This window comes from Seonamhaeicola sp. MEBiC01930 (assembly GCF_045277075.1).
Lineage (GTDB): Bacteria > Bacteroidota > Bacteroidia > Flavobacteriales > Flavobacteriaceae > Seonamhaeicola.
The window spans coordinates 2,148,290-2,165,493 of sequence record NZ_CP104270.1; the positions used below are offsets into that span (position 1 = coordinate 2,148,290).

Here is a 17,204-nt window from a genome sequence, read left to right on the forward strand (position 1 = left end):
GTTTGAATTATTAGCATTTTCTTTCATAAACGGTTTTAACGAATTTTTATTAGATCATGGTTTATTTATATATGATTGAGAATATTAATAATAAGGTGTTTTTTTTGTTATATTTAATGAGTTTTATTTATTAAAATAGGTGGGTTAAAATCTCATCTTTTAATGATGAAATTTTACAAATATTTACCAGCTTTAAATATATGAGACACCTTCTTCATTGCAAATTATTATTAACTCTTAGTTTTATTTTTTTTAATAGCAACGCTCAAGAATCAGGAGTAGTGAATCAGCCAAATATTATTCTTATAATGGCGGATGATTTAGGTTATGGAGATGTTGGATTTAATGGAAATAAAGAAGTTATAACCCCACAACTGGATGATATGGCTACTAATGGGGTTACCTTTACAAATTTTTATGCTGCTGCACCGTTATGTTCTCCAACTCGGGCAAGTGTATTAACTGGTAGAGCTCCTTTTAGACAAGGTATTTTTGCAGCTCATACAGAAGGTATGCGGCCTGCTGAAAAAACCATTCCGGAGTTAATAAAAAAGAAAGGCTATTCAACAGGTTTTTTTGGAAAGTGGCATTTAGGTTGGGTTGAGCCTGATAAAGTAGAATCTAGAGGGAAGTATTCTCCACCTTGGCACCATGGTTTTGACGAAACTTTTGCTACCAAAAGTGCAGTTCCTACTTGGAACCCTACTAAAACTCCAAAGGGATGGACTAGTTGGGGAGCTCAAGAAGACGGATCATGGGGTGGGTCCGTTTATGTACAAAACGGTAAGCAAGTAACTAATAATCTAGAAGGAGATGATAGTAGAATTATAATGGATAGAGCGATCCCTTTTATTGAGCAATCTATAAATAATAAAACACCATTTTTTGCTACTATTTGGTTTCATTCACCTCATGAACCAGTGGTTGCTGGTCCAGATTATTTGGCAAAGTACCCTAATTTAACAAAAGGTAAACAACATTATTATGGCTGTATTACTGCTATGGATGATCAAATAGGAAGATTAAGAAATTTTTTGAAACAACATAATGTAATTGATAACACCATTATTTTCTTCTGTAGTGATAATGGACCAGCAGACCCACAAGTAAGAAAGGGCAATGCGTCCGCAGGCCCCTATAGGGGTCATAAACATCAAATGTGGGAAGGTGGTTTACGTGTGCCTTCGTTTGTGTTTTGGCCAGGGCAAATTAAATCTGGTGTAGTTTCAGATTACCAGTCTTCCACTAATGACTACTTACCTACTATTTTAGATATAGTAGGATTGTCTCCTAGTAAAAAAATACCATTAGATGGCTTAAGTTTAAAGCCAGTTATATTAAATAATAAAACTTCATTTAGACCAGTACCCATAGCTTCAGGTTATCAACGTCTGTATAGAGGGACAGAATTATATGCTTTAATTATGGGGCAATATAAAATCTGTATTCCTGAAAAAGGTAACGATATGATGCTTTTTGATTTAAAAAATGACCCAGGAGAAACTATGAACCTAGCTTCTGAAAAACCTGAATTATTAATAACCCTGCAAGATGAACTGGAAAAAGTTAAGAATTCATGGAAGGATAGTAGGGAAGGTAAAGATTATCAATGGTAATTAAAGAATAATGAGAAGTATATATGTATTGCTTGTAACAGGTCTGTTCATCATAGCCTGTAAAGACCATAAAGACGACACTAGAAGTTCTAGTGATTATAATCTGCATAAAACCAATACATTAAGTCAGTTACAAAGTTTTAAACCAAAAAAAAGTGAAATTGAGCTTAGTAAATATGGTAATGAGATAGGTAAATCTAAACAAGAAACAAAAGAAAAACCTAATGTACTTTTTATTTCTGTAGATGATTTAAATGACTGGGAAGGTTCGCTTTTGGGGCATCCTCAAGCCAAAACACCTAATATGGATAAACTTTTTTCTGAAGGAGTCTTATTTACCAATGCACATTGTTCACAACCCGTTTGCACAGCATCAAGGAACTCTTTACTTAGTGGTATTCATCCTACTACGTCTGGTTGGTATAGTTCTACAAAAAATATGAAAAAAAATTACGATTCTGTAATGGCTAACCACAATATGTTACCAGAACATTTTAAGAAAAATGGTTATAACACCTTTGCTACTGGAAAAATTTTCCATAGTGGTGAATCTGATTACAAAAACAAAACTAATGATTTCTGGACAGAGTATTCTCCTCATTTTTGGAAGAATATGGAACCTCACATCAAAAAAAATGGATATGGTTATAGAGGAACCATGTTTTACCCTTTTCCTAAAGGTGGCGGGCAGTTAGTACAATTATATGGAGAAGAGAATATAAATAAGAATTATAGAGATACTAACCGATTCTATTCGTTATGTGGTGGTCCGTTAGAAGATGCTGATATTCCAGAAAAAGGTATGTATGATGAGCAAATTGCCGAATGGGCCATTAATAAACTTAAAGAGCCTCAAAACAAACCATTCTTTCTTTCGGTTGGTTTTATTCGTCCTCATGTACCCTATACAGCGCCTAAAAAGTATTTCGATATGTATCCCATTGAAGAAATCGTTTTACCCGAGATACCAGAAAATGAATTTGAGGATATACCTATAATGGGGAAAGCTATTGCATATGGCTATACACCAAAAGGTGGTTGGGAAGATGTAACGGCAAAAAAAGAAATTTTACCAGAACTCATTCAATCGTATTTGGCTTGTGTTACCTTTATAGATGAGCAAATAGGCAAGCTGATAGAAGCCTTAAATGAGAGTCCGTATGCAAATAATACCATAATTGTTTTATGGTCAGACCATGGGCAACATTTGGGTGAAAAACGTCATTTTAGAAAACAGGCTCTTTGGGAAGAGTCTACCAAAGTACCACTATATTTCAAAGTACCAGATAACAATGGTAATGGGCAAAAAAGTTCTCAAGTGGTTAGCCTATTAGATATATACCCAACATTAACGGATCTTTGTGACCTCCCAAAATTATCGAAACTTGAAGGTCAAAGTTTAATACCCTTAATTATCAATCCAAAAAAAATAGAGGATAGAGCAGTTTTAACTACATGGTATTATAAAAATCATGCAGTAAGAAGCAACAATTGGAGATATATTCAATATCGTGATGGTAGCGAAGAACTTTATAACCATAAAATAGATCCTGGAGAGTACATTAATTTAGCCAAAAACTCTGAATATGCAGATGTCATAGAAGAACACAAAAAATGGTTGCCAAAGAGTAATGCTATTCCAGCTGGTTCTGCGGAATGGAAAGGTGATAAATTAGATAAAAGAATAGAAGCTTGGGAAAAAGATAATAATTTGCCCGTGTGGTTGAAATAAAAGAATTTATTTGTAAGATTTAATATGCACACTTTCACATCATAGTTTATTGTAAATATTTTTGATAATATTTATGAGAGCTGTGATTATTTTTTATTCCAGAAAATAGTAGAATATTAAAATGAAAAATCATTATATACTTGTATTGTTACTTTTGTTGTTGTTTTATCAATGTAAATCAGCAGGTAACTTAGTCAAAAAAAATGAAAACAAAGCTATGGAGGTATACCTGTGTATTGGGCAATCTAATATGGCAGGAAGAGCCTCTGTTGAAGATATTGATAAAGATACCCTAGTTAATGTTTTCTTATTTACTAGAAAAGAAAATAACCTTTGGGAAAAAGCAGTTAATCCATTTAATAGATACTCTACAGTTAGAAAAAAGTTGAGTATGCAACGGTTAAGCCCAAGTTATAGTTTTGCAAAAACAATGAGTAATGCCAAACCAAACACCAAAATAGGTTTAATTGTTAATGCAAAAGGCGGTACTTCAATTGAAGAATGGAAACCTGGAGAGACCCTTTATAACGAAGCCATTAATCAAACAAAAAAAGCATTAAAAACTGGTGCAGTTTTAAATGGAGTTATTTGGCATCAGGGTGAAGCTAATGTTTCTAGGTATAAAAAATACCTTCCCAAATTAGTAGAACTCATTGAAGCCTTACGGTTAGATTTAAATCAACCTAGTTTACCATTTATTGCAGGGCAACTTTCTGAAGACAAACCTAATCGCAAAGGATTTAATGACATGCTGATGAACTTGCCAAAAACTGTTAGTAATACTGGAGTGGTAAGCTCTGAAAACACATCAACAACAGACCAAACGCATTTTGATAGTGCTAGCCAAAGACTTATTGGTGAGCGTTACGCTGAGGAAATGCTCAAACTCCTAAATAAATAAAACAAAAAATCCCGTAAACATTAAAGTTTCGGGATTTTTTTGTGGTACCTCCAGGAATCGAACCAGGGACACAAGGATTTTCAGTCCTTTGCTCTACCAACTGAGCTAAGGTACCTCGCCAAAGCGGTTGCAAATATAAATTCAATTTTGGTATTCGCCAAAAGAAAAATACAAAAAAATACAGCTTTATTAAATTTTAAAGTATAATGCTCTATTTACAAGATAATATTATATTAAAATTAAGATAATAAAAGGAAGTGTTTTGTAATTTTATGATTTTATAAAGGGTATGAATTTAATTATAGATGTTGGGAATTCTTATGTAAAGCTTGCTGTTTTTAATAGAAATGGTTTAAAGCATCGATTTATAGTTGAACATAATAAATTAGTTGAACAAGTTACTATGTTAATTGAAGAGATACCTTCATTAAAGAGAGGTGTACTTTCTTCAGTTGGTAAATTAACTAGTAATCAACTTAGAGAATTGAAGGATTTATTAGATTTATTAATTATAGATTCCAAAACTGCACTACCATTTATAAATACATATGAAACTCCAAAAACATTAGGTGTAGACAGAATAGCTTTAGTTTGTGCATCCATAAATGAGTTTTCTGAAAGTAATGTGTTAATAATTGATGCGGGAACATGTATAACGTATGATTTTATTAATGAGAAAAATGAATATTTAGGTGGAGCAATATCTCCCGGAATTAGGGTAAGGTATAAGTCTTTAAATAATTTAACCGCTAATTTACCGTTACTAGAAACAGAATTACCAAGGAGTATAATTGGTTGCTCTACTGAGGAGTCTATTCACTCAGGTGTAGTAAATGGTGTTTTAAAAGAAATAGATGGGGTTATTGAAGACTATAAGTGTAAATATTCAGATTTAACAGTTATTTTAACAGGAGGTGATGCTAATTTCTTGTCTAAACAATTAAAAAGTAGCATATTTGCCAATTCAAATTTTCTTTTGGAGGGGTTGAACTTTATTTTACAATTTAATTTGAACGAATGATTAAAAAACTTGTATTAGTTTTTATTGCTTTAGTTGCTTTAGTTAGTTACGGACAGGAAGGAACTGCATCTCCTTATTCTTTTTATGGTATTGGAAGCCTGAAATTTAAAGGAACGGTAGAAAATAGAAGTATGGGAGGTATTAGTGTTTTTATTGATAGTGTTCATGTCAATTTGCGTAATCCTGCTTCCTATGCAACCAAAAATATTGCTGGTTGGAATAGTGAAAGTAGGCCTGTGAAATTTGCGGTTGGTGGTAGCTTTACTAGTACTGGATTAAAAACAGAATCAGAAACTGAAAATGCGAGCTCAACTACTTTTGATTATATGGCAATTTCAATTCCTATGGGTAAGTTTGGATTTGGATTTGGTTTATTACCATACACTTCTGTTGGTTATAAATTAGAGTCGCTTAATGATGATGGAGATTTACAGAATAGATTTAGAGGAGAAGGCGGGCTAAACAAAGCTTTCTTTGGCTTGGGTTATAGAATAGTAGATGGCTTAAGTATTGGAGTAGATGCGCATTATAATTTTGGAAACATACAGAATAGTGTAGTTGAGTATATTTATGATAACGGTCTTTTAGTACAAAACCAATCTAGAGAGAGTAATCGATCTGATTTAAGTGGATTAAGTTTTAATATTGGAGCATCTTATACCACGAAAATATCTGATAAGTTAGAATTAGCCACAACTATTACATATACACCAGAAAGTGAGATAGTGTCAAAAAATGAACGCTCAGTATCTACTATAACAACTTCAAGTACAGGGCAAGAATTTGCTTCTAATACTGTTGAAATAGATTTAGAAGCTTTAGGTTTGTTAGAAACAGACTTAGTATTACCGTCGAAAACGTCTTTTGGTTTGGGAATTGGTAAACCTAGACAATGGTTTTTAGGTGCAGAATATACTACTCAAAAAACAAGTGATTTTTCCAATCCTTTGTATAGTAGTTCTAGCATAGTTTATGAGGATGCATCTACCATTTCTTTTGGGGGCTTTTATATTCCAGATTATAACTCAATAGATAACTTTTTAAAAAGAACTGTATATAGAGCTGGTTTAAGGTATGAAAACACTGGGCTTGTTATAAATACAGAATCAATTAATGAGTTTGGCATATCTTTTGGAGTAGGATTACCATTAAAAGGAGGTATATCTAGCGCCAACCTAGGAATTGAAGTAGGTAAGAGAGGAACAACTAATAGTAATTTAATAGAAGAGAATTTTATTAATTTACAATTAAGCTTATCTTTGGGCGACAGATGGTTCCAGAAACGAAAGTATAACTAACAAAGGTTTAAAATTATTATCATGAAGACGAAAATTACTTTTTTATTAGCGTTATTAATAGGATTAAGTTTTGGTTTTGCACAACAGGATGAAGAGTGTATGACCAAACTATCTATTTTTCACGAATATGTAAAGGCTAAGAACTACGATGCAGCTTATGAACCATGGATGGCAGTAAGAAACAAATGTCCAAAATTCAATAATGCTATTTATGTTGATGGCGAGAAAATTTTAACAGATAAAATTAAAAAGTCAGCAGGAGCAGATAAAGTAGGTTATATTAATGATTTAATTAAGTTATATGACCAAAGAGCGGAATATTTTGCTAGTAAAACACCTAAAGGAAAATATGGTGCCTTATCATGCCAATTGATGTATGATAATAGAGAAGAACTTGGTAAATCTCCAGAGGAGTTATATGAGGGTTTTGATGCTGTTTATCAAGCAGACAAGAAAAACTTTAAAAACCCTAAAAGTTTATATACCTATTTCTCTTTAATGGTAGAATTATATGATGCTAATAAAAGGCCTGCAAAAGATTTATTCAATAAATATGATGATATTGTAGAAAAGATTGAAGACGAAATTAAGTTTGCTTCAGGTAAATTAAATGCTTTAGTGGCAAAAGAAGAAGGAGGAACTACATTAACCTCAAAAGAGGGAAAGTATAAGAAATACTACGGTCAAGTTTTAAGTGCGTATGATAAAATTGCATCTGGAATTGACGGAAAATTAGGCCCACGTGCAAACTGTGATAACTTAATTCCTTTATACACTAAAGATTTTGATGCGCATCAAGCAGATGGAATTTGGTTAAAACGTGCAGTAAGTAGAATGTATCATAAAGAATGTACAGATGACCCATTGTATGAAAAACTTGTAAAGGCTTATGATGAAACTGCACCATCTGCAGATACAAAATACTTTGTTGGAACAGTTTTATTTAAAAATGGTAAAGAAAACGAAGCTATTAATTACTTCAAGCAATCTTATGATTTAGAAGAAGATACGTTTAAAAAGGCTGGTTTAGCAAATAGAATTGGTTTAATTCTTAAAAAGAAAGGAAGATATGGGCAAGCTAGAACGTATTTTAGAAATGCATTAAAATTAAATCCTTCTAATGGCCGTCCACACTTGTCTATTGCCGCTATGTATGCAGCAAGTGCAAATAGTTGTGGAACAGATAACTTTACTAAAAGGGCTGTTTATTGGTATGCAGCTCAAGAAGCTAATAAAGCCGCTAGAGTAGATCCTACGCAAAAGAAAAATGCTGCTAAATCAGTAGCTAATTATAAAGCTAAAGCACCTACTAAATCAGAGATTTTTAGTAAAGGTAATTCTGGTGAAGTAATTAGAATTGGTTGTTGGATTGGAGGTTCTGTTACAGTTCCTGGTATATAAAACTAGTAGCATTTTAATTTGAGTTGGTACTCAAAAAATGAAACAATTAATTAAATATTATATACTAAACATAGTCACAGTAATTACTGTGACTATGTTTTTTTCATGTAATAATAATTATAATGAGGTTCAAAATTTAGGAATTTCTGAAAATGAACCAATTGGTGAAGCTGAAAATATTAATTTAAAATATACAGATTCAGGTAAAGTAGCCATTAACCTTATAAGTCCCAAAAGGTTAGATTATTCAAATAGAGGCTTCCCGTTTGAGGAATTTCCAGAAGGTATAACCTTGTATATTTATGATGAAGATAGTAAAACTACAGTAGTTTCAGATTATGCTATTTCTTATAAAAAAACTGGTATTATTGATTTACAGGGTAACGTTGTTATTACAAGTGATGATGGTGATGTTTTAAGAACAGAACAACTATATTATTTTCAGAAAAACCAATGGTTATTTACAAATAATCATGTTGAAATTACAGGGAAGGATGGCTCCTTAATAAAGGGAGGTGTTTTTGATGCTCAATTTGAATCAGGTAAGGGGCTTACTTTTTTAAGTATTTATGAAGCACATGATTCTCATTTGCCAGTTCAGGAATAATCCTTTTAATTATGTATTTCCTAATTTAGTTATCTTTACATAAACAAAAAAAATGAAATATTTAAGTGTTTTTCAGTATGCCTATTTAATATTTGCAGCACTATTTTTATATGATGGTATCTCTAAATGGGGAGATGGTACAAATGGGGCATATATTTCTTTAGGGCTAGCGGCTTTAGCCGTATTCATGTTTTTCTTTAGAAGAAGATTTAGTAAAAAGTTCCAAGATAGAAACAATTAATAAATGACATTATATGTTGTGATAATTGTTGTGTCGTTAATGCTTTCAGCATTTTTTTCTGGTATGGAGATTGCTTATATATCTTCAAACAAAATTCATATTGAAATAGAAAAAAAGCAAGAAGGTATCCTAGCTAAAATTTTAAGTAAGCTTACAGCTAAACCTTCAAAGTTCATTACAACAATGCTTATTGGAAACAATATTGCTTTGGTTATTTATGGGTTTTTTATGGGAGACTTATTGGTAAATTGGTTTCAAACTTTATTGCCAACAGATAGCGGATTAATAAATTATTTGTTAACCGATTTAAGTTTGCTTTCTCAAACAATAATTTCAACATTTATAATATTATTTACGGCAGAATTTTTACCAAAAGTTTTTTTTCAAATATATGCCAATACTCTAATAAAGGTATTAGCTATTCCTGCATATATTTTTTATATTTTATTTAGTGTAATATCAGGTTTTGTTATTTGGATTTCAGATTTTGTTTTAAAAACTTTTTTTAAAACTGATGGAGACCAAATTCAGCTTGCCTTTACTAAAGTAGAACTTGGTAACTATATAAGTGAGCAAATGGAATCTGTGGAAGAACATGATGAAGTAGATTCTGAAATTCAAATTTTTCAGAATGCTTTAGAATTTTCAGAAGTTAAGGCAAGAGAAGTTATGATACCCCGAACTGAAATTATAGCTGTTGAAATTAATGAGTCTATAAAAACTCTCAGTGGTCTTTTTACAGACACGGGAAGAACTAAAATATTAGTTTATAACGAAACTATTGATGATATTTTGGGATATGTACATTCCTTTGAGCTTTTTAAAAAGCATTCTGATATTAAATCTATGATGCTTCCTGTAGAATTTGTGCCAGAAACTGTTCTAATCAAAGATGTTCTAAACGTTCTTACAAAAAAGCGTAGAAGTATGGCGGTTGTTCTAGATGAATATGGCGGAACTTCTGGAATTATGACTGTAGAGGATATTGTTGAAGAGTTGTTTGGTGAGATAGAAGATGAACATGATACAGTTGATTTGATTGATGAAAAAATTAATGATGTAACTTTTAGGTTTTCAGCAAGAATGGAAGTGGATTTTATAAATGAAACATATAAAATAAATCTTCCGGAAAGTGAGAATTATGAGACCTTGGGAGGGCTAATTGTTAATCATACTGAGGAGATTCCTGATCAAGGTGACGTTGTGAAAATAGAAAGCTTCCAATTTACTATTGTAGAAGTATCAAACACGAAAATAGATTTAGTTGAGCTTAAGCTATTAGAAGAAAACTAAAATAGGCTGTATTTATAGTAATTAATGCCTGTGTCTACTTTTATTATTAAATAGAAAATGGTATTTTCGCGCACGATATTTTTGTCAATCACGTTATTTTGATTGATATCCAACTAATAAATAAAAAAATCCCAAAAGGATTATAAAAATTGAATATAAAAAATGGCAATTTTAAATAAGATTAGGCAAAAGACTTTAGTATTAATAATAGTAATTGCTATGGCATTATTTGCTTTTGTACTATCAGGTCTTTTTGACGGAAGCGCGAGCTTTTCAAATAAACAAAGTACAGTAGGTTCTGTAAACGGGAAAGATATTTCTCGTGAAGATTTTATTGAGAAAGTAGAATTTACTCAAAGACAAATGGGGCCTAATGCTACCAATACTCAAGTAATGAATAGAGTATGGGAACAAGAGGTTAGACAAGCTGTATTAGAAAGCCAGTTTGAAGAGTTGGGGATTACTGTTGAGAAAGACCAAATGAGAGATTTACTTAAAACGGCCTTAGCTACCAACCCTCAATTTTTAAATGAAGCAGGTTTGTTTGATGAAAGTAAAATGAACGAGTATATTGCTAATTTAAAAAGCAACTCACCAGCACAATATGCTAGTTGGGTAGACTATGAAAATAGTCTTGCGGCTAATGCATTGCAACAAAACTATTATAATTTGGTTAAAGCAGGTTTAACAGGTACTTTGGCTGAAGGTGAGTTAGATCATAAACTGGATGGAAACAAAATAGACATTAAATTTGTACAGGTTCCATATACTTCTATTCCAGATAGTATTGTTAAGGTATCTAAGTCGGATATTTCAAGTTATATTAACAACCATAAAGATAAGTTTGAAGTAGAAGCTTCTAGAGATATCAAATTTGTTCAGTTCAAAGAGGTTGCTTCTGTGGAAGATGAAAGTAACATCAAGAATGAATTAGGAATATTCTTAGAAGGAAGATTGGTTGATGAAACAGGAAGAAAAGATACTATAGTTGCTTTTTCAGAGGTTAAGAATGATGCAGAATTTATCAATTTAAATTCCGATGTTAAATTTAATGACCGTTTTGTTTTTAAACTAGGTTTAGCATCTCAGGAGGCAGATAGTTTGTATAGTTTAAAAGTAGGAGAAACATATGGTCCTTACAAAGAAGGTGGTTATTTTAAAATTTCTAAATTAATTGCTGAGAAGCAAGTGCCAGATTCAGCAAAGGTTAGACATATATTGGTTCCTTTCTTAGGGGCTCAAAGTGCAGCACCAGATGTTACTTTAACAGAAAATCAAGCGAAAGAAAGAGCTGATAGTTTATTGGCTGTAATAAAAAGAAATCGTTCTAAGTTTCCAGAATTGGTAAAAGAATTTTCTTCAGATAGAGGTAGTTTAGATAAAGAAGGGCGTTATGATTGGCACCCATATAACACTATGGTTCCAGAGTTTAATGATTTTGAATTTGAAGGTAAAGTAGGAGATTTAGGTGTTGTTAAAACAATATTTGGTTTCCATGTAATTGAAATTGAAGGTCAGACGAGTAAAAAGAGAGCTGTTAAAGTTGGTACTATAGCAAGAGAAATTGAGCCTTCTGAAGAAACAACAGCAAAGATATTTAGAGATGCATCTAAATTTGAAATAGGTGCTGGCGATACAGACTTTGAAGAATTAGCTAAAGAAAGTAATTTTACTGTTAGGCCAGTAAATGGAATAAAAGCTTTAGATGAAAGTATTCCTGGAGTAGGTAATCAAAGACAAATAGTTCGTTGGGCTTTTGAGGATGATGCTAATATAGGAGATGTAAAGCGTTTTAATATACCTGGTGGTTATGTTGTTGCTCAATTAGTAGCTCAACATAAAGCAGGATTAATGTCAGTTGATGATGCTACCGCTCAAGTGTTGCCTACTTTAAAGAAAGAGAAGAAGGCAGAAATAATTAGAGATAGAGTTTCTGTATCTACTTTAGAAGACTTAGCCACCGCTGAAAGTACAACGGTAAGAACAGCTTCTGCTATTAACATGAAAAACCCAACAATTTCTGGTGCCGGAAGAGAGCCGCTTGTTGTGGGGACTGCATTTGGATTAAATGAAGGAGAAACATCTAGTTTGGTTGATGGTGAAAAAGGGGTATATATGATTCAAGTTACTAAAGTTACTCCTGCTGTAGAATTAGATAATTATCAAGCAGCAGCTAATAGAATAGAGCAACAAAAATCTCTTACTGTAAATAGTAAATTATTCAATGCTTTAAAAGAAGCGTCTGAAATTGAAGATAATAGAATAGAGTCTCAAGTTCAATAATTGATACAACAAATAGAATAAAAAAGCCTCGTTTAAACGAGGCTTTTTTATTCTATTTATTTCTGCCTTATAACGTGTTACAGTAATCCATTTTAAAGAATCATATTAGAGTAAGGAATAATAGTTTCATATCCTTTGTTTTTAAAGTAATCTGCAGGGTTCTCTTTTAAGGCTACTAATATAAAATCACCACCCCAAGCACCAAGGCTTTTTATACTGCCTTTAAAATCGTTAAAATAAAGTTGTGTTACGGTTTCTTGGTTGGTGATATTAGCGATGACACTTTCATGTTGATTCATGAGCGCTTTAAAAGCTTCTAAAGAATCACAAGAAATCATTTGATTAGTAATAACGTTAACTTCTTCAATTACATCATTTATTCGTGTGTTGTTTTGGGCTTTATAATGAGCAATACCTTCTCTGCTATTTTGCTTTTTATTAAGATGGACAAAATAAAGATGTTCTTTAAAAGGTGGGTCAAAATCAACTGGCTTAACTTTTGGGATACCATTTTTTAACTCGTATAAAATAGAAGAGTCATTTTGAGCACATGCAATATCATATCCGCTACCCCCAAAGGTGTGTTCTAATAGTTTAAATGCATCAATATTTGTCCATTGAGCTAAGTTGTTTATTAGAGTAGATGAAGAACCTAGACCCCAGTTTTGTGCAAAATCTAATGAGGTGGTAATATTAAATCCTTTAGAGGTATTTAAAAACTTTGAATTTAATTGTTTTATGGCACTAAATATTTGAACAATTCTAATAGAGGTTGCGTTTTTTTGAAGAGGGTTTAATGTTCCTTTATCACCCATTTCAATTTTGTCTTCAAACCAAATACTTCCATTTTCATCTAAACTCTTCCAATAAATGGCAGGTTCATCAATTAATTCAATTTTAAGAGATTGACCATATTTAGTGGGTATGGCTAATGAGACTGCTCCGTCAAGAACAACATATTCTCCTGTAAGCAAAAGTTTGCCGTTACTGTAATAGTTTTGCATTTAATTCTTTGCTCTTAATTGATGAATAGCATCAACAACTGCACTATGGGTTACAGTATTATTTTTAAAATGTTCAGTAAGGGTTTTCTTTTCGTTGTCTGTGGCTTCAAACTGATTTAAAATATTCTTTAAATGCATTTTCATATGTCCTTCCTGAATTCCCGTTGTAGTAAGTGAACGTAAAGCTGCAAAATTTTGTGCCAAACCTGCAACCGCAATTATTTGCATAAGTTCTTTAGCTGATGGTTTATGAAGCAATTCTAAAGCTAGTTTAACCAAGGGGTGTAAGCTAGTAAGGCCACCAACGGTTCCTAAAGCTAAAGGAATTTCAATCCAAAACTTAAACGTATCGTCTTCAATTTTCGCATGAGTTAAGCTACTGTATTTGCCATTTCTAGCTGCATAGGCATGAACACAGGCTTCAATAGCTCTAAAATCATTACCGGTTGCTAATACTACAGCGTCAATTCCGTTCATTACGCCTTTGTTATGTGTAACAGCTCTATATGGTTCAATTTCAGCAATATTAACAGCTTGAACAAATTTCTGTGCAAATGCTCTGCTAGAAATGTTCTTGTTTTCTGTTAAATTATCTACATGACAACTTACTTCTGCTCTAACTAGGCAATCTGGAACATAGTTTGACAAAATACTCATAATAATTTCAATTTGTTTTTCCAGATCAGAAAACAAATCAAAGTTTTGAGCTTCTCTTTTAAACGTTTTAGCAAACTGCTCTAAGCATGAATTAATAAAATTGGCGCCCATGGCATCCAATGTTTCAAATGAAGCATGAAGCTGATAATATCCATTTATATCTTGAGATTTATCCCGTAATTCAATGTCAATTATACCCCCGCCGCGTTTTTCCATGTTGGCGGTTATAGATTTGGTTTCCTTAATAAGTTTTGATTTAATGGTGTTAAAAAACTGGGTTAACTTTTCAAAATCACCATTGAAAATAAAATGAACTTGCCCAATTTTTTTAGTTGAAATAACTTCTGTTTTAAAACCTCCGCGGTCTAACCAAAATTTAGCTGCTTTACTTGCTGCGGCTACTACAGAACTTTCTTCAATAGCCATTGGAATGGTATATAGCTTATCATTTATTAAGAAATTAGGAGCAACACCTAATGGTAAATAATAGTTAGTTATGGTGTTTTCAATAAATTCATCATGAAGCTGTTGTAGCTTCTCATCAGTATTCCAATATTGTTTTAAAATACCTTTGGCATTTTCAGAATTTGAAAAGTAGGTGTCTACAATCCAATTAATCTTTTCAGCTTTTGTAAGTTTTGAAAAACCAGCAATAGTTTTGCTCATAAAATTTTAATTAGTAATACAAAGATACTACTCTTGCTATGAATATTGAGTAGCTTGGTTGTTCAGGCTTAATTAAGTGTTAATAATTGCAGTATATTGAATTATTTTTAGTAAAATTGACATTATTTTGTTTGAAAATGATTTTTTTTCTCAAAACACATGCTATTTTCTATTATAAATTGTAAGTATTGTTTTGGGAATGTATATTAATACTCTGAAGAATATAAATTAATATATGAGGTATCTTAAATTCTATTTTGGCGTTTGTTTTTTCATTTCTGCACTTTTAAACGCTCAAAATCAAGAAATCACATTAGAAGAAATTTGGGGCGGTAATTTTAGAGCCGAAAGAATGGATGTGTTGCATTCAATGGCAAATGGGCAACAGTATTCTGTTTTAAATTTTGATAGAAACACTCGGTCTACATCAATAGATGTTTACAATTATCAAACCTTAAAAAAGATTAAGACTTTAGTTAGTTCAAAAGACTTAAAACCTTTAAACTATTTTTCTAATTATAGTTTTAGTAAGGATGAACAAAAAATTATTTTGGCTACTAATGAAGAACAAATTTACCGTCATTCAGCTGTTGGGAATTATTTTGTTTATGATGTACGTGCTAAATCCTTAGATTTAATTTCAACAGAACTAATTCAAGAGCCTACTTTTTCGCCCGATGGGAATAAAGTAGCTTATGGATATAATAATAATTTATTTGTAAAAAATTTGTTGTCTGGTGAGACTACTCAAGTGACTTTTGATGGTGAAAAAAACAAAATTATTAATGGTATTACAGACTGGGTTTATGAAGAAGAGTTTTCATTTGTAAGAGCTTTTGAATGGAATATTGCTAGCAATAAAATTGCCTTTATTAGATTTGATGAAACCAATGTACCTGAGTTTTCAATGGATATTTATGGAACAGGTCTTTACCAAACTCAACAAGTTTTTAAATATCCAAAAGCAGGAGAGGCTAATTCGGTGGTTTCACTTTATATCTATAGTTTAGAATCAAATAATTCAATTGAGGTTAAAGTTGATAAACCGTATAAAGACTTTTATATTCCAAGAATAGAATGGACTAATGATTCTAATACTTTAAGTGCACACTATATGAATAGGCATCAAAATGAATTAGATTTATGGTTAATTAATGCAGAAACTAGTTCATCAGAAATTGTTCTGTCAGAAAAAGATAAGGCTTATATAGATGTTACTGATAATTTAACTTTTTTAAAAGATAATAGTTTTATCTGGACGAGTGAAAAAGATGGGTATAACCATATTTATCATTACGATAAAAAAGGAAAGTTAATTAATCAGGTAACTAAAGGGAAATGGGAGGTTACTGATTATTATGGTTACGATGAAAAGACAAAACGAATTTTTTATCAATCTGTAGAAAATGGTTCCATTAATAGAGATGTATATTCTATTAAATTAAATGGACTTGATAAAAAACAATTAACAAAAAGTACGGGAACAAACAGTGCATCTTTTAGTGCAGACTTCTCTTATTTTATTAATACATTTTCTAGTGCAACATTACCACCAGAATATTCTTTAAATAGTGCTGCTTCAGGAAACCTTATACAAAGCATAAAGGATAATGATAAATTGTCACAACAATTATCTAATTACAAAACCTCAATAAAAGAGTTTAGTACTATTGCAGTTAATGGGTATGATCTTAACATGTGGATGATTAAACCAGCAGATTTTGATGACTCAAAAGAATATCCACTTTTTATGACGCAATATTCAGGTCCAGGGTCTCAATCTGTTAGTAATGAATGGAATAGTTATAATGATTATTGGTTTCAATCTTTAGCACAACAAGGGTATGTTGTTGTATGTGTAGATGGAAGAGGTACTGGGTATAAAGGTGCAGATTTTAAAAAGCTTACCCAAAATGAATTAGGTAAATATGAAGTAGAAGATCAAATTGCCGCTGCTAAAAAATTAGGAGAGCTTTCGTATATTGATGCTGATAGAATAGGAATTTGGGGTTGGAGCTATGGTGGGTTCATGAGTAGTAATTGCCTATTTAAAGGAAATGATGTGTTTAAAATGGCTATAGCTGTGGCACCTGTTACAAGTTGGCGTTTTTATGATACCATATATACCGAAAGGTATATGACAACTCCACAAGAAAATGCAAGTGGTTATGATGACAATTCGCCCATCAATCATGTAGACAAGCTAAAAGGAGACTTTCTTTTGGTACATGGTTCGGCCGATGATAATGTGCACTTACAAAATACCATGAGATTGGCAGAAGCATTAATTCAGGCCGATAAACCTTTTGATTGGGCAGTTTATCCAGATGATAACCACGGCATATACGGCGGAAATACCAGACTGCATTTGTATAAAAAAATGACCAATTTCATCCATGAGAACTTAGGGGATAAACGAGAAGCAGTAAAGGAAGAAAAGGCAGAAGATAGCAAGATTAAAGGCTAATAACACTAACTAATTAA

General features: G+C 31.9%; 13 protein-coding genes and 1 tRNA gene. 11 read left to right on the forward strand and 3 right to left on the reverse strand.

Features of this window, described 5'->3' with window-relative positions:
• The first annotated feature begins 200 nt into the window (after nucleotides 1-200).
• From N1F78_RS09345 to N1F78_RS09355, 3 genes are all read left to right on the forward strand, one after another.
• Entirely contained in the window at nucleotides 201-1,616 is a 1,416-nt protein-coding gene (locus N1F78_RS09345; RefSeq protein WP_406682893.1) for a sulfatase, read from the forward strand.
• Nucleotides 1,617-1,626: 10 nt separating this feature from the next.
• Nucleotides 1,627-3,348 carry a sulfatase gene (locus N1F78_RS09350; RefSeq protein WP_406682894.1) on the forward strand — a complete coding sequence of 574 codons (1,722 nt, stop codon included), beginning with the start codon at nucleotides 1,627-1,629 and terminating at the stop codon, nucleotides 3,346-3,348.
• A 121-nt stretch (nucleotides 3,349-3,469) separates the two neighbouring features.
• Nucleotides 3,470-4,249 (forward strand): sialate O-acetylesterase, encoded by a 780-nt coding sequence (locus N1F78_RS09355; protein ID WP_406682895.1) that lies wholly within the window; start codon nucleotides 3,470-3,472, stop codon nucleotides 4,247-4,249.
• 42 nt (nucleotides 4,250-4,291) lie between these two features.
• Here the strand turns inward: N1F78_RS09355 and N1F78_RS09360 are convergent.
• Nucleotides 4,292-4,364, reverse strand: a tRNA-Phe gene (locus tag N1F78_RS09360).
• Between the two features lie 174 nt (nucleotides 4,365-4,538).
• Here N1F78_RS09360 and N1F78_RS09365 point away from each other — a divergent pair.
• From N1F78_RS09365 to N1F78_RS09395, 7 genes are all read left to right on the forward strand, one after another.
• Entirely contained in the window at nucleotides 4,539-5,270 is a 732-nt protein-coding gene (locus tag N1F78_RS09365; protein ID WP_406682896.1) for a type III pantothenate kinase, read from the forward strand.
• The gene (locus N1F78_RS09370; protein WP_406682897.1) at nucleotides 5,267-6,568 is read left to right on the forward strand and encodes a hypothetical protein; all 1,302 of its coding nucleotides are present in this window, start codon (nucleotides 5,267-5,269) and stop codon (nucleotides 6,566-6,568) included. The genes N1F78_RS09365 and N1F78_RS09370 overlap by 4 nt, the downstream gene beginning before the upstream one ends.
• Nucleotides 6,569-6,589: 21 nt before the next feature.
• A complete protein-coding gene (locus N1F78_RS09375) occupies nucleotides 6,590-7,969 on the forward strand; it encodes a tetratricopeptide repeat protein (RefSeq protein WP_406682898.1) in 1,380 nt (459 codons plus the stop codon).
• A 37-nt stretch (nucleotides 7,970-8,006) separates the two neighbouring features.
• Nucleotides 8,007-8,576 carry an LPS export ABC transporter periplasmic protein LptC gene (gene lptC, locus N1F78_RS09380; RefSeq protein WP_406682899.1) on the forward strand — a complete coding sequence of 190 codons (570 nt, stop codon included), beginning with the start codon at nucleotides 8,007-8,009 and terminating at the stop codon, nucleotides 8,574-8,576.
• Nucleotides 8,577-8,628: 52 nt separating this feature from the next.
• Nucleotides 8,629-8,817, forward strand: coding sequence for a hypothetical protein (locus N1F78_RS09385; protein ID WP_406682900.1), 189 nt, complete (start codon nucleotides 8,629-8,631; stop codon nucleotides 8,815-8,817).
• A gap of 3 nt (nucleotides 8,818-8,820) precedes the next feature.
• Entirely contained in the window at nucleotides 8,821-10,110 is a 1,290-nt protein-coding gene (locus N1F78_RS09390; RefSeq protein WP_406682901.1) for a hemolysin family protein, read from the forward strand.
• 162 nt (nucleotides 10,111-10,272) lie between these two features.
• Nucleotides 10,273-12,393: a peptidylprolyl isomerase gene (locus tag N1F78_RS09395; RefSeq protein WP_406682902.1), complete on the forward strand. Its 2,121-nt coding sequence runs from the start codon at nucleotides 10,273-10,275 to the stop codon at nucleotides 12,391-12,393.
• Between the two features lie 92 nt (nucleotides 12,394-12,485).
• Here N1F78_RS09395 and N1F78_RS09400 read toward each other — a convergent pair whose 3' ends face one another.
• Together N1F78_RS09400 and N1F78_RS09405 are read right to left on the reverse strand one after the other, a co-directional pair.
• Nucleotides 12,486-13,397 carry a GYDIA family GHMP kinase gene (locus N1F78_RS09400; protein ID WP_406682903.1) on the reverse strand — a complete coding sequence of 304 codons (912 nt, stop codon included), beginning with the start codon at nucleotides 13,395-13,397 and terminating at the stop codon, nucleotides 12,486-12,488.
• The gene (locus N1F78_RS09405; RefSeq protein ID WP_406682904.1) at nucleotides 13,398-14,720 is read right to left on the reverse strand and encodes a hydroxymethylglutaryl-CoA reductase, degradative; all 1,323 of its coding nucleotides are present in this window, start codon (nucleotides 14,718-14,720) and stop codon (nucleotides 13,398-13,400) included.
• Between the two features lie 235 nt (nucleotides 14,721-14,955).
• On the opposite strand from N1F78_RS09405, the gene N1F78_RS09410 reads away from it, so the two are divergent.
• The gene (locus N1F78_RS09410; protein ID WP_406682905.1) at nucleotides 14,956-17,187 is read left to right on the forward strand and encodes a S9 family peptidase; all 2,232 of its coding nucleotides are present in this window, start codon (nucleotides 14,956-14,958) and stop codon (nucleotides 17,185-17,187) included.
• Nucleotides 17,188-17,204: the final 17 nt, after the last annotated feature.